The organism is Paraglaciecola aquimarina, assembly GCF_032464635.1.
Classification (GTDB): domain Bacteria; phylum Pseudomonadota; class Gammaproteobacteria; order Enterobacterales; family Alteromonadaceae; genus Paraglaciecola; species Paraglaciecola aquimarina.
Genome location: NZ_JAWDIO010000002.1, coordinates 2,457,111 through 2,475,470, shown reverse-complemented (window position 1 = coordinate 2,475,470; position 18,360 = coordinate 2,457,111). Strand labels below are relative to the sequence as shown.

The window sequence follows — 18,360 nt, the reverse complement described above, 5'->3', positions numbered from 1 at the left end:
ATTTAAAAACCCTTTTTAATTCGGTCAGACAGGTAGCTAACCGAAATACCAAAGTAGCTCGAACGGTTCCATTTCATTAAAGTATGAAAATTCTCATAGACTAAATAAATCCGCCCATTTAGCCCATCAGGAGCGAGCAATGATGCTGATAAATCCACAACTGGCAAAGGTCTACCCGAGTAACGGGTTATATTTAATTCTTGCCACTCTTTAAGTGTTTTTCGTTTATCTCTATCAAGTCCAATCAACGATGATGTTATTGTCGATGGAATTTTAACTTGTCGTCCCCATGTTAACTTATCACTCCAACCTTCAGATTTAAGAAAATTGGCAATTGAAGCAAATACATCAGCCTTAGTTGTCCATATATCTTTTTTACCATCACCATCAAAATCAACGGCATAATCTAAAAACGAGGTTGGCATAAACTGACTTTGTCCCATAGCTCCAGCCCAAGATCCCAAGAAATTTTGTTGACTGACATGGCCCTGCTGTAAAATATCTAATGCAGCAAACAATTGCTTTTTAAACAACGTTTCTCTACGTCCGTCATACGCTAATGATACTAGCGAGGAAATAACAGGGTGTTTACCTTGGATACTACCAAAATTACTTTCGTTGCCCCATAAAGCAACGATAAAACGTTTTTGTACGCCATATTTGGCCTCTACTTGCTCTAGAATAACCTCATTGTCATTCATTAGCTGTACCGCTTTTTGAACTTTCCAATCAGGTACCCGCGTCGCTAGATAGTTGTCTAAGGTAATTTTAGTTTCAGGTTGATTTTTGTCCGCTTTTACCACTTTCTCTCTGAGTTTAACATTGGCAAAAACTTGCTCGACAAAGCTTGCTGGATAGCCTTTTTCGATGGCTTCACTTTTTAAGGTGTGCACATAGTCTGCAAACCCAATTTTTGCATGGACAGGCTGGGTCAATAAGCAAAAAGTAAACAGCAGTATCATGTTAGTTTTGTGTTGTAACGTCACGATCACTCCGCTTTCATTTCTTTTAGATGAGCTTTTAGCAAGCTCTCAGTTGGAGGAGGCAATTGTAAATAAAAACCTTTAACCGTCAGTTCGCGTCTTAATTTTTCAATATCCACTCTGGCTAGCTCTCGATCTTTTTTAACGGCATGATCATTAAAAATATAGGCGTACCAAAGGTAGACATCAACGAATCAGGTACTTTTGAAAAATCATCTCTGCCGGGAACGTACAAATAGGTTTCTTGTTTTTTACTGCTTTTATATACCGCACACAACATCTTAAAGCTCCTTTGCTAATACGTCTGCTAACTGTAAAGAATTCACTTTCAATAACTCATCCTTAAACAAAGGCGCTCGCCAACTGCTGAGTAAATCAGGCATCATGCCTGCGGCCCGCGTTTCATCCTGTTTAAACCAACACCACTTTAGTAACTGGTTAATTTGCTTTTTCGAACCCACTAACTCAACTGGGATTTCGTTGTCTTGGGCAATTTGTCGACAGATTTTGCGCACAGCGGAAACAGTATTCTTATTTTCTTCAAAATCGTTTAAGCGCTCAACTCTAGGTGGCAAGTCATTTACTGAACACTGCAAACAGGCTACAACAATTTCTATCAGCACTTCGGCATGGATCCTTATTTCATGTGGGTTCATACCTTGGGATGGCTCGCAAAGCGTGTTTAGTTTGTGGTTGTACTCTAGCGATTTCAACTAAATTTTCTTCTCGTACGACAAAGTTTAAAGACATATCCTTTTGGCGCGCGACTTCCGTCCGCCATGCGGCCAGTTTCTGCAATATAAGGGTTGATTTTGCTGATAATTTCAAGGCATTTTTGATCGTCAAATAAACATAATCTAATGGTAAATTAGTTCGCTTTTTCATTGCTAAGTGTTCTATTTCGGCATACACCCAAGGGAGTTTATTTTGCTCTACCACTTTGTCTCTAAGGGTTGGATACAACTGATACAAATACAACACGTCATTGGCTGCGTAATTACACTGATCTTCACTTAATGGTCTTGCAATCCAATCCGTTCTAGATTCACCTTTATCTACGGTGACTTGTAACATTGTTTCGACCAACTTGGCATAACCTAAAGATGTGCCCATACCAACCACACTAGCTGCAAATTGACTATCAAATATAGGGCTTGGCATCACATTGAAAGCATGCCAAAACGTTTCCAAATCTTCGGAGCATGAATGCAGCACTTTAACCACATCAGGATCTGTTAACAACTGGGTTAAACTTGAAAAATCATTAATAGGCAAAGGATCAACCAATACCAATTGTTGGCCATCATAAATCTGTATTAATCCTAACTTAGGATACAGGGTCCGAGTTCGGACAAACTCGGTGTCTACCGCAATGACCTTTGCTCGGCTGGCTTGTAGACAAAATTGATTTAATGCGTGTTCGTCAGTAATGTAGGTGTATTGCATGAATTTCCAAAGTAATAAAAAGCCGGCTGTAGCCGGCTTTTTTATAAAGTATTATCTATACCGCATAATAGGATTATTCATCCCTCAGCTCTCTACGGAGTATCTTACCAACATTACTTTTAGGAAGCTCGTTTCTAAACTCAACTTTTTTCGGAACTTTATAACCCGTTAAGTATTTCCGGCAATGTTCTATCACTTCTTTTTCTGTAATATTCTCTGAGCGACGTACAACAAATAACTTCACTACCTCTCCAGAAACCTCGTGAGGTACGCCCACAGCGGCCGCTTCTACTATATTTTCATGCATGGCCACGACTTCTTCAATTTCATTTGGAAACACGTTAAAACCAGACACTAAGATCATATCTTTTTTGCGATCAACTAAATAGAAGTAGCCATTTTCATCACACTTCGCAATATCTCCTGTGGCTAACCAACCGTCTTTAATTATTTCAGCCGTTGCCTCTGGTCTATTTAAGTAGCCGGTCATCACATTTGGGCCTTTCACCCACATTTCACCCGACTCGCCCGTATCCGCTTCGTTGCCATGCTCATCTAACAACTTAACCTCAATAGATGGTAAGGGCATTCCTATCGAGCCGGTGTATTTCTCTATTTGCGGTGGATTAACAGAAACAACTGGTGCACATTCTGTTAGCCCATAACCTTCTAGTAGCACTTTATTTGTCACTGCTTGCCATTTCTCGGCTACCGGCCGCTGCACAGCAGCACCGCCGCCCAAAGAAAACTTCAATTTTTTGAAATTTAAACGGTCAAACCCAGGGGTGTTGAGTAAACCATTAAATAAGGTATTTACCCCCAAGATAATTGAAAACGGGTACTTGGCTAACTCGGCAACAAAACCACGCATATCTCGCGGGTTGGTGATGAGCAAATTGGGGCAACCAAATTTAATAAAGGTTAAACAATTTACCTGCAATGCAAAAATATGATAAAGAGGTAGAGCAGTAACGACTAAATCATCACCTTCATAGCTTTCGTCAACAATAGTCGAGAGTATTTGTGAAATTTGCTCAAGGTTAGCCAACATATTTCTATGGGTTAACATCGCTCCTTTGGAAACCCCCGTTGTACCGCCCGTGTATTGTAAAAATGCTAAGTCACTATTAGCAATTTCAGGACGTGTATAAATTAATCCAGAGCCCTTCTCCAAGGTCGCTAAAAAAGACTCGGCTTGAGGTAAGGAATATTTAGGCACCAGCTTTTTAATATACTTAACGACAAAATTCGTCAGTACCTTTTTAACCGGACTTAACATATCACCAAGAGACGTCAGTATTACCTTTTCAATTGCAGTATCCTGTAGGATATCAGCCAATACATGAGCAAAATTTTCAACAATGATTATGCCTTTAGCATTGGCATCCACTAATTGATGCTTCAACTCTCTTGACGTATAAAGTGGGTTAATATTAACGACAGTCATTCCCGCTCTTAAAATACCAAACAAGGCAACAGGGTATTGCAATAGGTTTGGCATCATAATGCCAATAGCGTCACCTGACTTAAACCCACTATTTTGCAGATACGCTGCAAATTGTTTTGACAAAATATCTAATTCGGCAAACGTAATACTTTTGCCCATATTAATATAGCTTGTTTTATCTGCGAATTTTTTAGTGGATTGTTCGAACAAATCAACTAATGACGTATACCGATCGGGATCAATCTCTGCGCTAACCGCTGGATGATAATTTTTTAACCAAACTTTTTCCACTGTGCCTCCAGGCAATCATCTCTTGTTTATTAGCTGCATAAATAAACAAAAACCGCTCTATTAGAAAATTGACTCAATTTCGACAATGAATGACTAGAGCAAGAAGTCATACCAGTATAATACCCAAAGAAGTAGCAAAGATAAATCAACAACTAATTTACAACTATAAAAACACAGCAATAATCTATAAGAGGTTGTTATTACTCTAAAAAATTAACCACCTTTAGTGCCACATCCGTTGGATTGTCCATGTGCACATGATGATTTCCCGAGCAACACACATGTTGCCCAAGGTCAAGCCGCGTCATTCTGTCTTTTATTTCACTGGCAAAAGTTTCAAATCCTTTGTCACCCGTAATTAACAAAACAGGACAAACGATACTACTCACAAATGCCCTTGCTTGCTCTTCTGTCATACGCAATGCAGAAACAGTGCGCAAGCGCCTGTCTGTTCTATAAAACAATTGACCATCCCGCTCTGAGGTATTTCGCCGCACCAACAACTCTGCCGAGCTTACACTTAGCTCGCCTACAAATGCTCTGGCATTAATTACCCTTGCTATTGTTTTTGGGCGTGTAGAAGGTGATGTTGATAAATTTAATCGATTTAGAATTGATTCTCGCAATTGCGAGGCGCTAGTCGTAGCTGATTTGGTAAGTGGTCCTAATGCTTCGATACATATCAATCTGTCTACGCGCTCAGTAAAACTACTAGCATACAAAGAAGCGATGATGGCGCCTAAAGAATGCCCCATTAAAACAAAACGCTGCCAACCTTGGATTTCAACTAATTCATGTAAATCATATACAAAATCAAGTAGATGATAATGCGCGTCAGGACTCCTGTGATCTGATAAACCGTGCCCCGCCAAGTCTATAGCTAGTACATAGTAGTCGGCTAAGTAAGGGGCTAAAGGCGCGAAACTTGCGGCATTGTCTAGCCACCCGTGTAAGGCCAAAATCATCGGTTTATTGCTATCCCCAAACCCCATTCCTCTAAGGGTGATATGCTTTAACTTAAATTCTAACTCGCGTTGCATTTAGACTCCCTGTGTCAGTTTCTAGCAGTGTTTATCATACAAACAAAAAAGCGGCAAAAACATGCCGCTATGGTGACGATTTTTACCGCCCAACGAATTATCACTAGACAGTATTTACCTACAGGTTATTTGACTTGCCGCGTATTCGTGACAGGTTTAGGCAAGGTGCTAATTTTACTGGGACGATTGCCAGAATTAGATGACCGAAAGATCACACGCCTTTGATAAGGAAATGGATAACGATCATACCAATAATCGTATGGCCACATATGGACACCACTTATATCTACTCTCTGCAGTTTTTTCCAAATATAATATTCCTTCACGTTTACCGAAGGAAATACGTACTTGTGTTCGCCAACTAAGCCATTTTCTAAACCGTTTAATTGGCCAGTAAATGTCATCAATCGACCTTCTTTGTATACCACAGGATCCATGAACCCGTTCACATGAATTCTAAAGCGGCCCATGCTTTCATCAGATACTATCGGTCGACCGTAATTTGTTAGCGGGTAATAAACCATTTCTAACACAGTGGTTTTTTCTTTATTTTCGATTTTAGCAATGGCCCCACCCCAACGGATCATTCTGCCTTTTACTTGGTCAGCCTTAGATGCCGCATCTTCATAACTGACTAAACTTTTAGGATCTTCAATTTTAAGTTTGTCAGGAAAGGCGGCGCAGCCTGCTAGAAATAAAGTCGCGAAAAATACACTTACTCGAATAAACATAATTGTCCTCAAGAACATAACACTTAGAAAACATAATAACCGAACCAACAAATAAATTAACGACATTTATTAGTATTTTCATAACTCGGCTAAACGAAGGTGTCGACACCTAGTAATAGTTGAATGTTTTGCCGCTCTTGCTCTTTTTCAATACTTTGATAAGCGGCGATGGCTTCTTTTCCACTCAGGCTATTATTATTTATAGACTGGTTATGTTGACTAAAAGTTTCAGCTTTTTCGATAGAGTCTGCGTTACCTGCTCGAATAACAGTAACTTGATTGGTATGTTGGCTATCATTTTTGTCTGCCACGGCCTTAACTTCACGAGGTTTATCCCGTGAGGTGCGAGCAGTATCTAATGCCCGAAGGTTGGACGACGATAATGATTCAATTGACAAAGAGTATTCCTATTTCATGGTAAAGCGACAAATCTTAGCCGAACAGGTACTAACTAGCCGTTTTAATACAAGAATTATTCCATATTTTAATCGAGAGTCTAACCCAAAGCCGTTATTCTTTACCCGGTAACTTTTTCCAGGTGACTTTATCACGTAAATATACGGGTTGAATATCCTCCACTTCAACCGCCTGGCCTGCTGCTATTTGTTGTTTTGCCAGCGCCAACATAAATTTAGCATTAGGATAAAGTACCGCGCTATTTGTAGCTATTTGTTGATTTGGGTTGAGACTTTCGTACGCTCCCCAGCCTGTCCCAACACCTACGCTTGCTTTATTGACAGTCATTAAGGTTTGCGCTTCTTCTGGAGGCAGTACTTGCTCTTTTCCTACTAACGTCATCAGGCCTTGGCTGTTTTGATACCGAGCGAAATAAACTTCAGACATTCTGGCGTCAATCGCAGCATAAACATTTTCAACTTGAAATTGTTCCGCTGCTTTTGCAGCTCCCTGCTCCAATCCTTGTTGAGCCATAGCCGCCAAAGTTGACACACCGACAACTTTTAGCCCAGAACCTAAGGCTAAACCTTGGATCACGCCTGTTGCTATTCTCACGCCGGTAAAGCTTATGGCCCTCTGCCAAACCCTAAGTAATCCATGTCTTTTAACTCTGCCTGTGCCTCTTTTAGCACTTCATCAACCATTGGCAGAATTCGCTGACTATGCTGCTGTGGACATATTTCAAACCTGTTGAAAATTTGTCCTTTGAATGTCAGGGCCACAGAGCAAGCTTCTGTAGCGGTATCAATTACTAATAAGTTCATTCTTCGTTATCACCCTCGTGGATCTGTTGCAAAAAGTCTATCGCTTTTTGCAAATCTCTTGTTCTATGCATATCTGGTAAACTGCCCATAAAAATTTTGCCATAATCTTTAGTGACTAATCGATTATCACAGATCACCAACACACCTTTATCTGACTCATCTCGGATCAATCGACCTGCCCCTTGTTTTAAGGCAATGGCCGCTTGAGGAATTTGTAACTGCGCAAATGGATTCCCTCCACCTTTACGACAATCTTCGATTCGAGCTTGCAGCAATGGATCATCTGGCGATGCAAACGGTAACTTATCAATTAACACGCAAGTTAAGTCATCACCACGTACATCCACCCCCTCCCAAAATGCTCCAGTACCAAGTAGCACCGCATTTTTATTGGCCAAGTAGTTTTCTAAAAGCGCTCGTTTAGTGGTCGTTCCCTGCACCAATATTGGATTTTCTATTTTATCTTCAAGTTGAGCGGCAATGGCTCTCAATGCGGCATGGCTAGTAAATAGTAAAAAACAGCGACCATGGCTGGCTTTGACTAACTTAATCGAAATATCTAACAAAGTGTCCCGCATTTCCCGAGCGTTAGGCTCTGGCAAAAAGCGTGGAACACAAAGCATGGCCTGCTTGGGATAATCAAAAGGGCTATCTAACGCTAAAGTCTCTGCATCTTTTAAGCCCATCAATCGTTGAAAATGGGTAAATCCACCATCCACCATTAAGGTTGCGGAGGTAAACACCCACGCTCGTTTGGGCTCATTCACAAATGAGGCAAACTTTTTAGCGATACTCAATGGTGTTAAATGCAAAATAATATGACGCATTGTAGTCTCGTACCACAAGCTCACACCTTGCAAGGAAATATCGGTTAGTCGCGTAAGTTTTGTTCTGGCTTCCGATACACGTTCAAAGATATTATCTAGGTCTTTGTCGCGGCCTAAATGTAATTTCAACACTTCGTACAGCACGGTCAAACTGTCGGTTAATTTACTTACTTGAGTTTGCACGTCTTCACGGTTTAGCATTTGTCGCCAATTACCTTTTTGTGCATTCTCGGGAAATAACAATCGAAGATCGGCGGCGATCATCTTGCATTTTTCAGCCGTGCTTTGTAGCTGTTTTGCATCCTTCAGCACAGTACGATACACCACTTCAATATCTCGGCTCATATCCTGAATTTGACGACTAGATAAGCTCTCGCCAAAGTACTCACTTGCAATATCGGGGATTTGGTGGGCTTCATCAAATATGACTAAATCAGCTTCAGGGATCAGTTCGCCGAAGCCAGTATCTTTAAGTGCCATATCAGCAAAAAATAAATGGTGATTCACTACAACCACATCCGCATCTAATGCTTTTCGACGGGCCTTTACCATGTAACAGTCTTCGTAAACTGGGCAGTCTTTACCCAAACAATTATCAGCAGTAGATGTGACAAAAGGCAATACTTTGGCATCTTCCGCCAAGGTTTTCATATCGCCCATATCGCCCGTCTTAGTGCTAGAGGCCCAATGCCTTACCTGAGTAAACTCTGCTAGCGTTTGTTTATCGAGTAAACTACTTGCACCATTTTGAGCCAAACGATGGAGGCACAAATAATTTGCCCTACCTTTTAATAAAGCGGTTTTTCGATTAGAACCCAAGGCCTTTTTAACCACAGGTAAGTCACGATGAAACAATTGCTCCTGTAGGTTTTTCGTCCCCGTCGACACAATAGTTTTTTTATCCGATTGCATTGCCGGGACTAAATAAGCAAAGGTTTTACCGGTTCCCGTACCCGCTTCAACAATAAGCGGTGATTTAGATTGAATCACTTGTTCAACCGCAATTGCCATATCTGTTTGCGCTTTACGAGGAGTAAAACCGTCAATAGCCAGTGATAATTTGCCATCAACAGCAAACAAAGGAGAAATGTTCGACATAGAGCCTTAAGGGATGTAGCAGTTACAAAAAAACAGATTATGCCAAAAAGTTTGCCAACTAACGAGTTGTAACTCGAATAAAAAACTTCAGGCCGTTCTCGCCATTGCCGTAAATTGAGATTTTCTGCCTTGCCTATTTTTGGTTTCGTGGTACTTTCTGCAACATCATTTTTTGGAGAACAACATGCCTAAAGCCAGTGAAATAAAAAAGAATGCCGCCGTTGAACACAACGGAAAAGTTTACTTAGTCAAAGACATCAACAAACTGACCCCTAGTGGCCGCGCTGGAGCGAGCTTATATCGTATGCGTTTATACGAAGTAGGCACTGGCGCAAAAGCTGACGAGAGCTTTAAAGCTGACGAGGTATTGAACACTGTTGAATTTAACCGCAATAAAGTGACGTACTCTTATTTAGATGGCGATGAATATGTGTTTATGGATGACGAAGACTACAGCTCGTATTTTTTAAATAAAGAAACCATTAGTGATGAAACCCCCTTTATCACTGAAGATACTAAAGGTTTACAAATATTATTAGTTGAAGGTGAACCTGTTGGTATCGAATTACCCGCAGCGGTAGAACTCGTTATTACTGAAACCGACCCTTCGATTAAAGGGGCCTCAGCTAGCGCTCGAACCAAACCCGCCACCTTGAGCACAGGTTTGGTCGTGCAAGTTCCTGAATATATTTCCAGTGGTGAAAAAATTAAAGTGAACACCGCAGAGTCAAAATTTATCAGTCGCGCCGACTCATAAGACTCTGTAGTACTAAGCACAGCATCTGCCTACCTTCGCATAAGAAGGTAGGCCATCGCTACTCACAGCGTTGAATATGTCATTAGATTTTAGAAAGGTAGCGTGACAACGCCTAAGATAAAAACCCATCCAGCAAAAAATAGCTTTAAATTTTTAGGCGAGAAAAACAGCACCAACTGCTTGGCCAAGATCCCACCGATAATCGCCCCTGCCCCAGCAAATAACACAACTGGCCAGTATATGGCATGGGTCACCCATAAATGAAAAATAACCCCGCCCCACACAGTAAAAGCACTTAACATTACAGCGGCCGCAATGGCGAAGGTCACGTTAAATCCACGAATAATTAAGTATACAGCCAATAGCTCGCCTACTCCTATCGACAACCAAGCCGTTATTCCACCGCCAACCCAAGCAATCAGCACTAACGCTGCGCAGTCTGCGTGAGTTAAGTGCACACTAAGTTGTGGTTTATTTAGCAGCAGTGCCGAACAAAATATGGCGATAGACAGTAAGATCGAAAAAATACCAAATCCAGCGTGTAAACTTTGGGGATCACTAAAACTCACAAAAAATTGAGGTTGTAACTGAACCATCCAAACCCCAATAATAGAGGCTGGAACGGTTAAGCAAATAACCCTTGATAAAGACTGCCAATAGTTCTTTTCGGAATGATCAGTCAAATGCATTTTACGGTAATAAGCCCACCAAGTTATTGCCCCTGCAGTCATGCCACAGCATTGGATAGCAAAACTAGTAGCGACTGACGCCGCAACATTAAAATCTAACTGATTAAAAAAAGGTACAAAAACAACCCCACCACCCGCACCGGTTGCGTTAGCTAACACCGCCCCCAAAATGCCTAAGAGAGTAAAACCAGCATATTCCTGCAGTAACAACCATGGCTCTGCCTGATAAGAAAATATACCTATCCAAAACAGCAACAAAAACATCCGAATACGTGTTGCCGATAACATCGAATACATTAATACGTGCCTACTATTGTTAAAACGAAAAAATCCATTGCGGACTTTGCCTGATTACGCCAAGAAGTACAAAAATTTAATTCAATTTTAACACTGTTGCTTTTACACGTTGATTGATCCAATTCCAAGTACGAACACGATATGGGCTAGCCACATTGAGCCATACATCTGTATGAGCAGATTTTGCGTATTGATTAGGAAATGGTCCCAAAATTTGCGGCGTATTTATATAGCTAAAAGTAAAATTGTTTAGGCTAATTCCCGTCTGCCTTAAATAATTTTCAGTCTCTTTATTGGGTCCATTTTGACTAACTAAATAAGGTCTAGTTCCCACCCTTTTTAGGCGCTGAAGGGCTTCTTTACGGTACTTAGTGAGAGGTGCCCCCCAAGGCTTTTCCCACAATCTAACCCCATCAAAATGATCGTGAGTAATAAATCCAGACCAATAGGATGAAATCTCATCATCATGTAATCCAACAAAGTTCACACCAATGGCACCTCGGGAAAAGCCACACAAAAAAACATTATCTGGATCCCCATTAAACTGCTCTATTATTTTAGGGACATGATGTTTGGCATAGCTAACTGTGGCTTCGATGTCTCCCCACCAATTCAGCGCATTTTGTCTATGATTTTTATCAATGTAAGGTAATGATACCCAAATAAATTTTCCAGCACTCAATCCGTAACCAAGAGCAGCGTCTTTAACTTCTCCTGAAGAGCCTGACTTAGGATAATAATTACCTGTGTATTCAAAAATTATAGGTAGTTTTTCACCTGCTCTTTGCCAATTGTCAGGTAAGTAAATAGTGTGATAAACCTCAGTTCCTCGGTATTCCTCTGGAGTGACAACCACCCGCTTCCCAGCTGAGGGCTTATCACCAATGACGGCTTTAGGAACTTGCAGTAATTTTGCGAAATTAACATCCAGAGTCATTGCATGTAGATCAGTAGACAGTATGAGTATTACCAGTAAAAATTTTTTCATCTTTTATTCCATGGTTCAAAACAGATACTGTGCCCGCCTATTCCTTATATTGATAAATAAGGCAAGGCTAATAATATTAAGCCAGCTATCCACAAAGTTTCAAGCAGTAGCAAAATAATAGGTCTAATACCGACAGTTAAGATCTGACTCAAATTTGATTTCATGCCAATAGCAGCAATAGAGATCACTAAAGCGAATCGTGAAATATCTTCAGCCACAGAAGTAATAAACTCAGGCACAGACACAAGACTATTGATAGTCATTAACAACACAAAACCGACTAAAAACGCAGGCACTTTCGGACCACCGGCTTTCACGCCTTGCTCGATATTCAACTTAAACACCAATAAAATACACAACACAACAGGCATTAAGAATGCCACTCGAACTAATTTAGTTAAGGTAGCCAAATCCCCTGCAGGCTCTGATACTGAGTATCCCGCCCCCACAACTTGTGCCACATCGTGTATGGTGCCACCAAGAAAAATCGAAGTACTGACTTCATCTAAATTAAATATGCCAGCGACAATAGGGTATAGCACCATAGCGATAGTCGAAAAAGCAGTCACCCCAATGATGGTAAGTAACGTATCTCGATCTTTGTTTTTATCATTAGGTAAAACGGCTGATATCGCCATGGCGGCAGACGCGCCACAAATACCCACCGCACCACCTGTTAGCACACCAAAGCGTTTTTGTAAGCCAAAGGCTTTAGCCAGTAACATGCCTACACCAATAGTACTAACGATAGCGACCACTAATAGCAATCCGGTTCTCCAGCCCAATACTAATAGATCGCCAAATGCCACTCGCAAACCTAATAACGCCACACCAACACGTAGAATATGACTAGCGGTAAAGTCTATGCCCAACTTACATTTTGTGCCCTCATATAAGAAAGACACAGCAATACCAAGTAATAAAGCAAATAGCATGGCAGGCGCGCCATAATGCTCACTCAAAAACAGAGCTGCTAAACCGACAATAATTGATATTGTGATGCCTGATAGCATAGGCGTAAAACGGGGGGAAGTTGTCGGGCTCATAAAAATAATCCAGTTACGAGAGAGAGGTTATATCAAACGGCAGGCTGAGATTTTTCACTAATTTTTAGATAAATGATATAGAGGCAAAGAATTATTCTGTTGGTAATTCATCACATGCTAATGCAGTTGATTAATCAAACACCCCTCTCAACCAACTGCAGCACTAAGATTTGCGCTTTGGCGTCAGTCAGCTCAATAGGCATATTCGAACAGTAAGGTTAATGACAGAGTAATGGGTGACAGCGATGCAACAAGCACAATGCTCGTGACTCGCGAAAGTCAAGGCAAACTAAATAAAAATAGCTTTCGTTGAGGTTATACATAAATATCTAAGTGCTTCGGCCCCTTAGGTTTTTTATCATCTTCAGCATTTGTTTCCGAATTAGATTGATATTCTGTAGTCGTTGCGCCATCTTCATCCGCAGAACCTTGCTTATCTTGCTTGCTATTTTGTTGCTGTTGCTGGCGAGCTTCTTTTTCCTCCACGTGCAACTCTTGCTCTTCATCGCTCAACGGCTTGAGATGTTCCGATTTGTTAATTTTTTCAACTTTTTGGGTTTCTGTAGTAATCGGTACTTTGCCCTCTCGGGGCAGAATCGAAAAAAGTAAATCACTAGTCATAATTTTTCCTACCTTATTTCAACCTTATACATCTACATTTGACCCATTTTTGAGCAGTTAATTCAAAATATAGAAGGACAACATACCATAGTCGATTTAATTGTAAGAAATAGTCAACTTTATCGCCTTTTAGCATTGCATTAATCGGGCCGATTGAATAATGTATGCGCCATAGATTGTCGCTTAAATAATTAACGGCAGTAAACCAAATTGGGTAAGACAAAATTTTGAAAAATACACTGCAAGCTGTCCATCACCATCATAAAGCTTAACCTTTCAGGTTCGAGCTGGAAGGTTATTGAATCCTTCTAGCGGCGCAGAAAATTTTCTCAACCCCCGGAAGGCAACTTTCGGGGTTTTTCATTTTTAGGCATTTTGACTCTTTTTTTGCAAAATGTTTAGGTTGCAGCCCAAAAACGGAATAAACAAATTTTAGATTACATTTTTGACTATTTATAAGGCACATTCATCATGAGTGACAGTAAAAGACTTCGCATTGCAGTACAAAAGAAAGGCCGTTTAAGTGACGACAGTATTTCTTTGCTTAAAGCCATTGGAATCAAACTTCAAATTCGTGACCGTTTATTAATCGCTCATTCAACCAATCAACCTATCGATTTACTATTAGTACGTGACGATGACATTCCAGGTTTAGTGATGGATGGCGTAGTTGACCTTGGCTTTATCGGTCAAAATGAATTGGAAGAAAAAATGCTTGAGCGCCAAGCATCTGGCAAGCCAGCTGATTATATTGAATTACGTCGCTTAGATTATGGTGGCTGTCGTTTATCTCTAGCGGTACCCAACGAGATGGATTACCAAGGCATTCAATCTTTACAAGGTAAAAAAGTCGCAACGACTTACCCTTATTTACTTGAGCGTTTCTTCAAGCAAGAAAACATCAATGCCAGCACTGTTATGTTAACCGGTTCGGTTGAAGTTGCGCCACGAGCGGGTGTGGCAGATGCGATTTGTGACTTGGTATCAACGGGTGCCACGCTAGAAGCCAATGGCTTACAAGAAGCCGATGAAATTTTTGTATCTCGAGCGGTGTTAATTCAACGAGCCGATAAACTAAGCGAAGAAAAACAAGCCCTTATCAGCAAATTATTACCTCGAATGGACGGCGTTACCCAAGCGAAAGAAAGCAAGTACATTATGTTGCATGCGCCTAAATCATACTTAGAGCAAGTAAAAAGCTTATTACCGGGTTCAGAAAATCCAACGGTTTTACCACTTGCAGGAAACGATGACATAGTAGCTATTCATGTCGTTAGCCCTGAAACCCTGTTCTGGGAAACCATGGAAAAGCTAAAAGCCCTTGGTTGTAGCTCGATTTTGGTTATGCCAATCGAAAAGATGATGAAATAGATACGCAGGCAACATGATGCAAATTTGGTCAACACTTGATAGAAACCAACAACTAGATTTACTGAGCCGTCCCGCTCTGGCCGACAGCCAGAGCTTGAGCGATATAGTCTCCACTATTATTGAGCAAGTAAAAACAGATGGCGACAATGCGTTATTAGCATTGACCGAACGCTTTGATGGCGCAACACTCACTGATTTACGCTTACACGACTTAACTTTGCAAGAAGTGGCGGCGTTACTTGAGCCTAAAGTGAAAAAAGCAATTGATCAGGCTTACGCCAATATTAAATCCTTTCATCAAGCGCAATATCCACAAGACGTAAAAGTAGAAACGACGCCAGGGCTGTAGTTTGTGAGTTAAAACATGCGCCTTTAGCTTCTGTTGGTTTGTATATTCCAGGTGGCACAGCACCGTTACCTTCAACCGTTTTAATGTTAGGTGCCACAGCTCAAGTAGCCGGCTGTAACAGAAAAGTACTATGTACACCGCCAAATAAAGATGGACAAATTGCTATTGAAATTCGTTACGCGGCGCAGTTATGTGGCATAGACGAAATATATTTAGTAGGCGGCGCACAAGCGATTGCCGCTTTAGCACTGGGTACTGAATCAATTGCCAAAGTCGATAAAATATTCGGCCCCGGTAATAGTTTTGTCACCGAAGCCAAGCAGCAAGTAAGCCGCATTCCAGCAGGCCCAGCTATCGATATGCCAGCGGGCCCTTCTGAGGTTTTAGTCATTGCAGACAAAAACGCCAACCCTGTATATGTAGCTGCCGATTTATTATCCCAAGCAGAACATGGCGCTGACTCACAAGCAGTTTTGGTTTCTGATAGCAAAGCATTAATCGAAGCAACTAAACAACAAGTCACCGCTCAATTGGCTACATTAAGTCGTAAGGATATTGCCGAACAAGCCATCCAGCACAGCCGTTATATTTTGACTGATAATATTCAACAAGCGTTCGAAGTAAGCAATGCTTACGGGCCAGAGCACTTGATAGTGCAAATTGACAATGCCCGCGAGAGCTTAAGTCAATTGACTAACGCCGGCTCAATATTTGTTGGCCAATGGTCGCCAGAATCAGCGGGTGATTATGCCAGTGGTACTAACCATGTATTGCCTACCTATGGCTACGCCCGTAACTATTCTAGCTTAGGTTTAGCCGACTTCATGCGGCGTTTTACTGTGCAAGAACTGAGTTATCAAGGTCTGCAAAATATTGGGGATGCGATTATGGACTTAGCCGAAGCTGAAGGCTTAGACGCCCATAGACAAGCGGTCGCCTTACGTTTGCAAAAACCATCAGGAGACGCATCATGAGCCAGTCTGTTGATACACTAATTAATAAATTAGTCTGCGAAAATCTCAAAACCTTAGTGCCTTATGAGTCGGCTCGTCGTCTTTTTGCTGCCAGTGAAAACAGTCAGAATGAACACGTGCCGGTGTGGTTAAATGCTAACGAATCTCCCTATGCCAATGAGTATCAGGTGAGTAGTGAGCTTTTCAATCGCTATCCAGATTGTCAACCCAATGGCGTAATTAACGCGTATGCCAAATTTGCAGGGGTGAACAACAAGCAACTAATAGTGAGCCGCGGTGCAGATGAAGGGATTGAATTACTGATCCGCGCGTTTTGCACCCCAGTGCCAAGATAAAATATTAATTTGCCCACCTACTTATGGTATGTACGCCATAAGCGCAGAAACTTGCAATATCGGCATTGAAAAAGCGCCGTTAAATGATGACTTTTCGCTAGATATAGAAGCAATTAAAACCTTTAAAGATCAAGTGAACTTAGTTTTTATATGTTCGCCAAATAATCCAACAGGTACCTCAGTGGCAGCCGAGCAAATAGAACAAGTGCTAAATCATTTTGCAGGCTCAGCTCTTGTTGTAGTGGATGAAGCCTATATCGAGTTTGATGCCGACAATACTTGGGCGAATAAACTGGCACAACATGACAATTTGGTGATTTTGCGAACCTTGTCGAAGGCCTTTGCCTTAGCCGGTTTGCGCTGTGGTTTTACCTTAGCCAATGAGCAAATCATACATACTTTATTAAAGGTTATAGCCCCTTACCCTATGCCTGAGCCTGTGGCACAAATTGCCGCTCAAGCCTTAAGCGACAATGGTATTGATAAAATGCAAAGCCAAGTGTTGGCCATTCAGAGCGAAAAAGATTTATTAAAACAAAGCTTAGTTGCACTGGGAGACATTCAATTGGTGGGTGACGATAAGGCCAATTTTATTTTATTTCGCACCGCCCTCAAGCAGCCATTAATGGACTATTTAGTGAGTCATAAAATGTTTATTCGTGATCAATCTAAACAAGTCAATTTACAGAATTGCCTTAGAATTACTCTGGGTAGCCCAGAACAAAACCAACAATTGCTTGCACTTATTTCAAGCTTTTATCAACTGCAAGGAACCCCAGCATGAGCCAACCTATTCTTTTTATCGATCGCGACGGGACGCTAGTTGAGGAGCCAGCAATTGACAAACAACTCGACACCCTAGAGAAACTGGTTTTCGAGCCACAAGTTATTCCTGTGTTGTTAAAATTGCAGCAAGCTGGGTTTAGTTTGGTCATGGTGTCTAACCAAGATGGCTTAGGTACTGACAGTTTCCCTCAAGCTGACTTTGATCTAGCCCACGACAAAATGATGGATATTTTTGCCAGCCAAGGTGTGAAGTTTGACGATGTATTAATTTGTCCACACTTTGATAGCGATAACTGCACCTGCCGTAAACCGAAACTTGGCTTAGTTAAAGACTACCTGCAACAAGGTAAAGTCGACTTTACCCGCTCGTTTGTTATTGGTGACCGCGATACCGATATTCAGTTAGCCGAAAACATGGGTATAGTAGGCATCAAATACAATCCGCAAAGCAACGACTGGCCAGCTATTGAAAAACAATTATTAGTCTCAAGTCGCGTAGCAACTGTTGTTCGAAAAACCTCAGAAACCAATATTCAAGTAAAAGTGGACTTAGACTCCACAGCAAAATCAACCATTGATACTGGCCTAGGATTTTTTGATCACATGCTTGATCAAATCGCCACACACGGCGGGTTCGAGTTAAATCTTACCTGCGATGGCGATTTGCATATTGACGACCACCACAGCGTTGAAGACGTAGCATTAGCCTTAGGCGAAGCCATGAAAAAAGCGTTGGGAGATAAACGTGGTATTGGCCGCTTTGGTTTTGCCTTGCCAATGGATGAGTGCCGAGCAGAATGCATACTCGATATATCCAATCGCCCTCACCTAAAATTTGCAGCTGACTTTAGCCGCGACCAAGTAGGCGAAATGGCAACCGAAATGGTACCACACTTCTTCTATTCTATTGCCCAGGCTATGGGCTTGTCGTTGCACTTATCCACGACTGAAGGCAATGCTCACCATCAGGTAGAAAGTTTATTTAAAGTATTTGGCCGCGCCATGCGCCAAGCAATTCATAAACAAGGTGAAGCCTTACCTAGTAGTAAAGGAGCATTGTAGTT

Annotated in this window: 15 protein-coding genes and 4 pseudogenes; 5 read left to right on the top strand and 14 right to left on the bottom strand. The window is 41.4% G+C overall.

What is annotated here, in order from left to right; genetic code table 11:
- Positions 1–2 precede the first annotated feature (2 nt).
- The 10 genes and pseudogenes from RS130_RS12355 to yoaA all read right to left on the bottom strand — a co-directional run bounded on the left by RS130_RS12355 (position 3) and on the right by yoaA (position 9,083).
- Positions 3–962, bottom strand: a complete 960-nt coding sequence (locus tag RS130_RS12355) for a lytic murein transglycosylase (RefSeq protein ID WP_316028047.1) — start codon at positions 960–962, stop codon at positions 3–5.
- A gap of 26 nt (positions 963–988) precedes the next feature.
- Positions 989–1,263 (bottom strand): annotated as a pseudogene (locus RS130_RS12350) (YcgL domain-containing protein).
- Position 1,264: 1 nt separating this feature from the next.
- Complete coding sequence (locus RS130_RS12345) at positions 1,265–1,639, bottom strand: ribonuclease D (RefSeq protein ID WP_316026195.1); 375 nt, start codon at positions 1,637–1,639, stop codon at positions 1,265–1,267.
- The gene (gene rnd / locus RS130_RS12340; protein ID WP_316026194.1) at positions 1,626–2,429 is read right to left on the bottom strand and encodes a ribonuclease D; all 804 of its coding nucleotides are present in this window, start codon (positions 2,427–2,429) and stop codon (positions 1,626–1,628) included. Before rnd ends, RS130_RS12345 begins: the two co-directional genes overlap by 14 nt.
- 73 nt (positions 2,430–2,502) lie before the next feature.
- Positions 2,503–4,167 (bottom strand): long-chain-fatty-acid--CoA ligase FadD, encoded by a 1,665-nt coding sequence (gene fadD / locus RS130_RS12335; protein WP_316026193.1) that lies wholly within the window; start codon positions 4,165–4,167, stop codon positions 2,503–2,505.
- 200 nt (positions 4,168–4,367) lie between these two features.
- A complete protein-coding gene (locus RS130_RS12330) occupies positions 4,368–5,207 on the bottom strand; it encodes an alpha/beta fold hydrolase (protein WP_316026192.1) in 840 nt (279 codons plus the stop codon).
- A 125-nt stretch (positions 5,208–5,332) separates the two neighbouring features.
- A complete protein-coding gene (locus tag RS130_RS12325) occupies positions 5,333–5,938 on the bottom strand; it encodes a Slp family lipoprotein (RefSeq protein WP_316026191.1) in 606 nt (201 codons plus the stop codon).
- 89 nt (positions 5,939–6,027) lie between these two features.
- Positions 6,028–6,336, bottom strand: a complete 309-nt coding sequence (locus RS130_RS12320; protein WP_316026190.1) for a hypothetical protein — start codon at positions 6,334–6,336, stop codon at positions 6,028–6,030.
- Between the two features lie 112 nt (positions 6,337–6,448).
- Positions 6,449–7,158: pseudogene (gene tsaB / locus RS130_RS12315) on the bottom strand (tRNA (adenosine(37)-N6)-threonylcarbamoyltransferase complex dimerization subunit type 1 TsaB).
- Positions 7,155–9,083: a DNA repair helicase YoaA gene (gene yoaA / locus RS130_RS12310; protein ID WP_316026189.1), complete on the bottom strand. Its 1,929-nt coding sequence runs from the start codon at positions 9,081–9,083 to the stop codon at positions 7,155–7,157. The pseudogene tsaB and the gene yoaA overlap by 4 nt, the downstream one beginning before the upstream one ends.
- A 184-nt stretch (positions 9,084–9,267) precedes the next feature.
- On the opposite strand from yoaA, the gene efpL reads away from it, so the two are divergent.
- The gene (gene efpL / locus RS130_RS12305; protein WP_316026188.1) at positions 9,268–9,840 is read left to right on the top strand and encodes an elongation factor P-like protein EfpL; all 573 of its coding nucleotides are present in this window, start codon (positions 9,268–9,270) and stop codon (positions 9,838–9,840) included.
- 89 nt (positions 9,841–9,929) lie between these two features.
- Here the strand turns inward: efpL and RS130_RS12300 are convergent, their stop codons facing one another.
- From RS130_RS12300 to RS130_RS12285, 4 genes are all read right to left on the bottom strand, one after another.
- Entirely contained in the window at positions 9,930–10,826 is an 897-nt protein-coding gene (locus tag RS130_RS12300; protein ID WP_316026187.1) for a sulfite exporter TauE/SafE family protein, read from the bottom strand.
- A gap of 76 nt (positions 10,827–10,902) precedes the next feature.
- Entirely contained in the window at positions 10,903–11,814 is a 912-nt protein-coding gene (locus RS130_RS12295) for an alpha/beta hydrolase family protein (RefSeq protein WP_316026186.1), read from the bottom strand.
- Between the two features lie 44 nt (positions 11,815–11,858).
- Complete coding sequence (locus RS130_RS12290) at positions 11,859–12,827, bottom strand: YeiH family protein (RefSeq protein WP_428982856.1); 969 nt, start codon at positions 12,825–12,827, stop codon at positions 11,859–11,861.
- Between the two features lie 348 nt (positions 12,828–13,175).
- Entirely contained in the window at positions 13,176–13,481 is a 306-nt protein-coding gene (locus RS130_RS12285; RefSeq protein WP_316026184.1) for a hypothetical protein, read from the bottom strand.
- 471 nt (positions 13,482–13,952) lie between these two features.
- Between RS130_RS12285 and hisG the strand changes: the two genes are divergently transcribed.
- The 4 genes and pseudogenes from hisG to hisB all read left to right on the top strand — a co-directional run bounded on the left by hisG (position 13,953) and on the right by hisB (position 18,358).
- Positions 13,953–14,852 carry an ATP phosphoribosyltransferase gene (gene hisG / locus RS130_RS12280; RefSeq protein WP_316026183.1) on the top strand — a complete coding sequence of 300 codons (900 nt, stop codon included), beginning with the start codon at positions 13,953–13,955 and terminating at the stop codon, positions 14,850–14,852.
- 16 nt (positions 14,853–14,868) lie between these two features.
- Positions 14,869–16,175, top strand: a pseudogene (gene hisD, locus RS130_RS12275) (histidinol dehydrogenase).
- A pseudogene (gene hisC, locus RS130_RS12270) lies at positions 16,172–17,294 on the top strand (histidinol-phosphate transaminase). Before hisD ends, hisC begins: the two co-directional pseudogenes overlap by 4 nt.
- Entirely contained in the window at positions 17,291–18,358 is a 1,068-nt protein-coding gene (hisB, locus tag RS130_RS12265; protein ID WP_316026182.1) for a bifunctional histidinol-phosphatase/imidazoleglycerol-phosphate dehydratase HisB, read from the top strand. The pseudogene hisC and the gene hisB overlap by 4 nt, the downstream one beginning before the upstream one ends.
- Positions 18,359–18,360: the final 2 nt, after the last annotated feature.

Coding starts and splice junctions, on each gene's coding strand:
- RS130_RS12355 (WP_316028047.1), bottom strand. CDS start 962: ATGATACTGCTGTTTACTTTTTGCTTATTGACCCAGCCTGTCCATGCA.
- RS130_RS12345 (WP_316026195.1), bottom strand. CDS start 1,639: ATGAACCCACATGAAATAAGGATCCATGCCGAAGTGCTGATAGAAATT.
- rnd (WP_316026194.1), bottom strand. CDS start 2,429: ATGCAATACACCTACATTACTGACGAACACGCATTAAATCAATTTTGT.
- RS130_RS12330 (WP_316026192.1), bottom strand. CDS start 5,207: ATGCAACGCGAGTTAGAATTTAAGTTAAAGCATATCACCCTTAGAGGA.
- RS130_RS12325 (WP_316026191.1), bottom strand. CDS start 5,938: ATGTTTATTCGAGTAAGTGTATTTTTCGCGACTTTATTTCTAGCAGGC.
- yoaA (WP_316026189.1), bottom strand. CDS start 9,083: ATGTCGAACATTTCTCCTTTGTTTGCTGTTGATGGCAAATTATCACTG.
- efpL (WP_316026188.1), top strand. CDS start 9,268: ATGCCTAAAGCCAGTGAAATAAAAAAGAATGCCGCCGTTGAACACAAC.
- RS130_RS12300 (WP_316026187.1), bottom strand. CDS start 10,826: ATGTATTCGATGTTATCGGCAACACGTATTCGGATGTTTTTGTTGCTG.
- RS130_RS12295 (WP_316026186.1), bottom strand. CDS start 11,814: ATGAAAAAATTTTTACTGGTAATACTCATACTGTCTACTGATCTACAT.
- RS130_RS12290 (WP_428982856.1), bottom strand. CDS start 12,827: ATGCTATCAGGCATCACAATATCAATTATTGTCGGTTTAGCAGCTCTG.
- RS130_RS12285 (WP_316026184.1), bottom strand. CDS start 13,481: ATGACTAGTGATTTACTTTTTTCGATTCTGCCCCGAGAGGGCAAAGTA.
- hisG (WP_316026183.1), top strand. CDS start 13,953: ATGAGTGACAGTAAAAGACTTCGCATTGCAGTACAAAAGAAAGGCCGT.
- hisB (WP_316026182.1), top strand. CDS start 17,291: ATGAGCCAACCTATTCTTTTTATCGATCGCGACGGGACGCTAGTTGAG.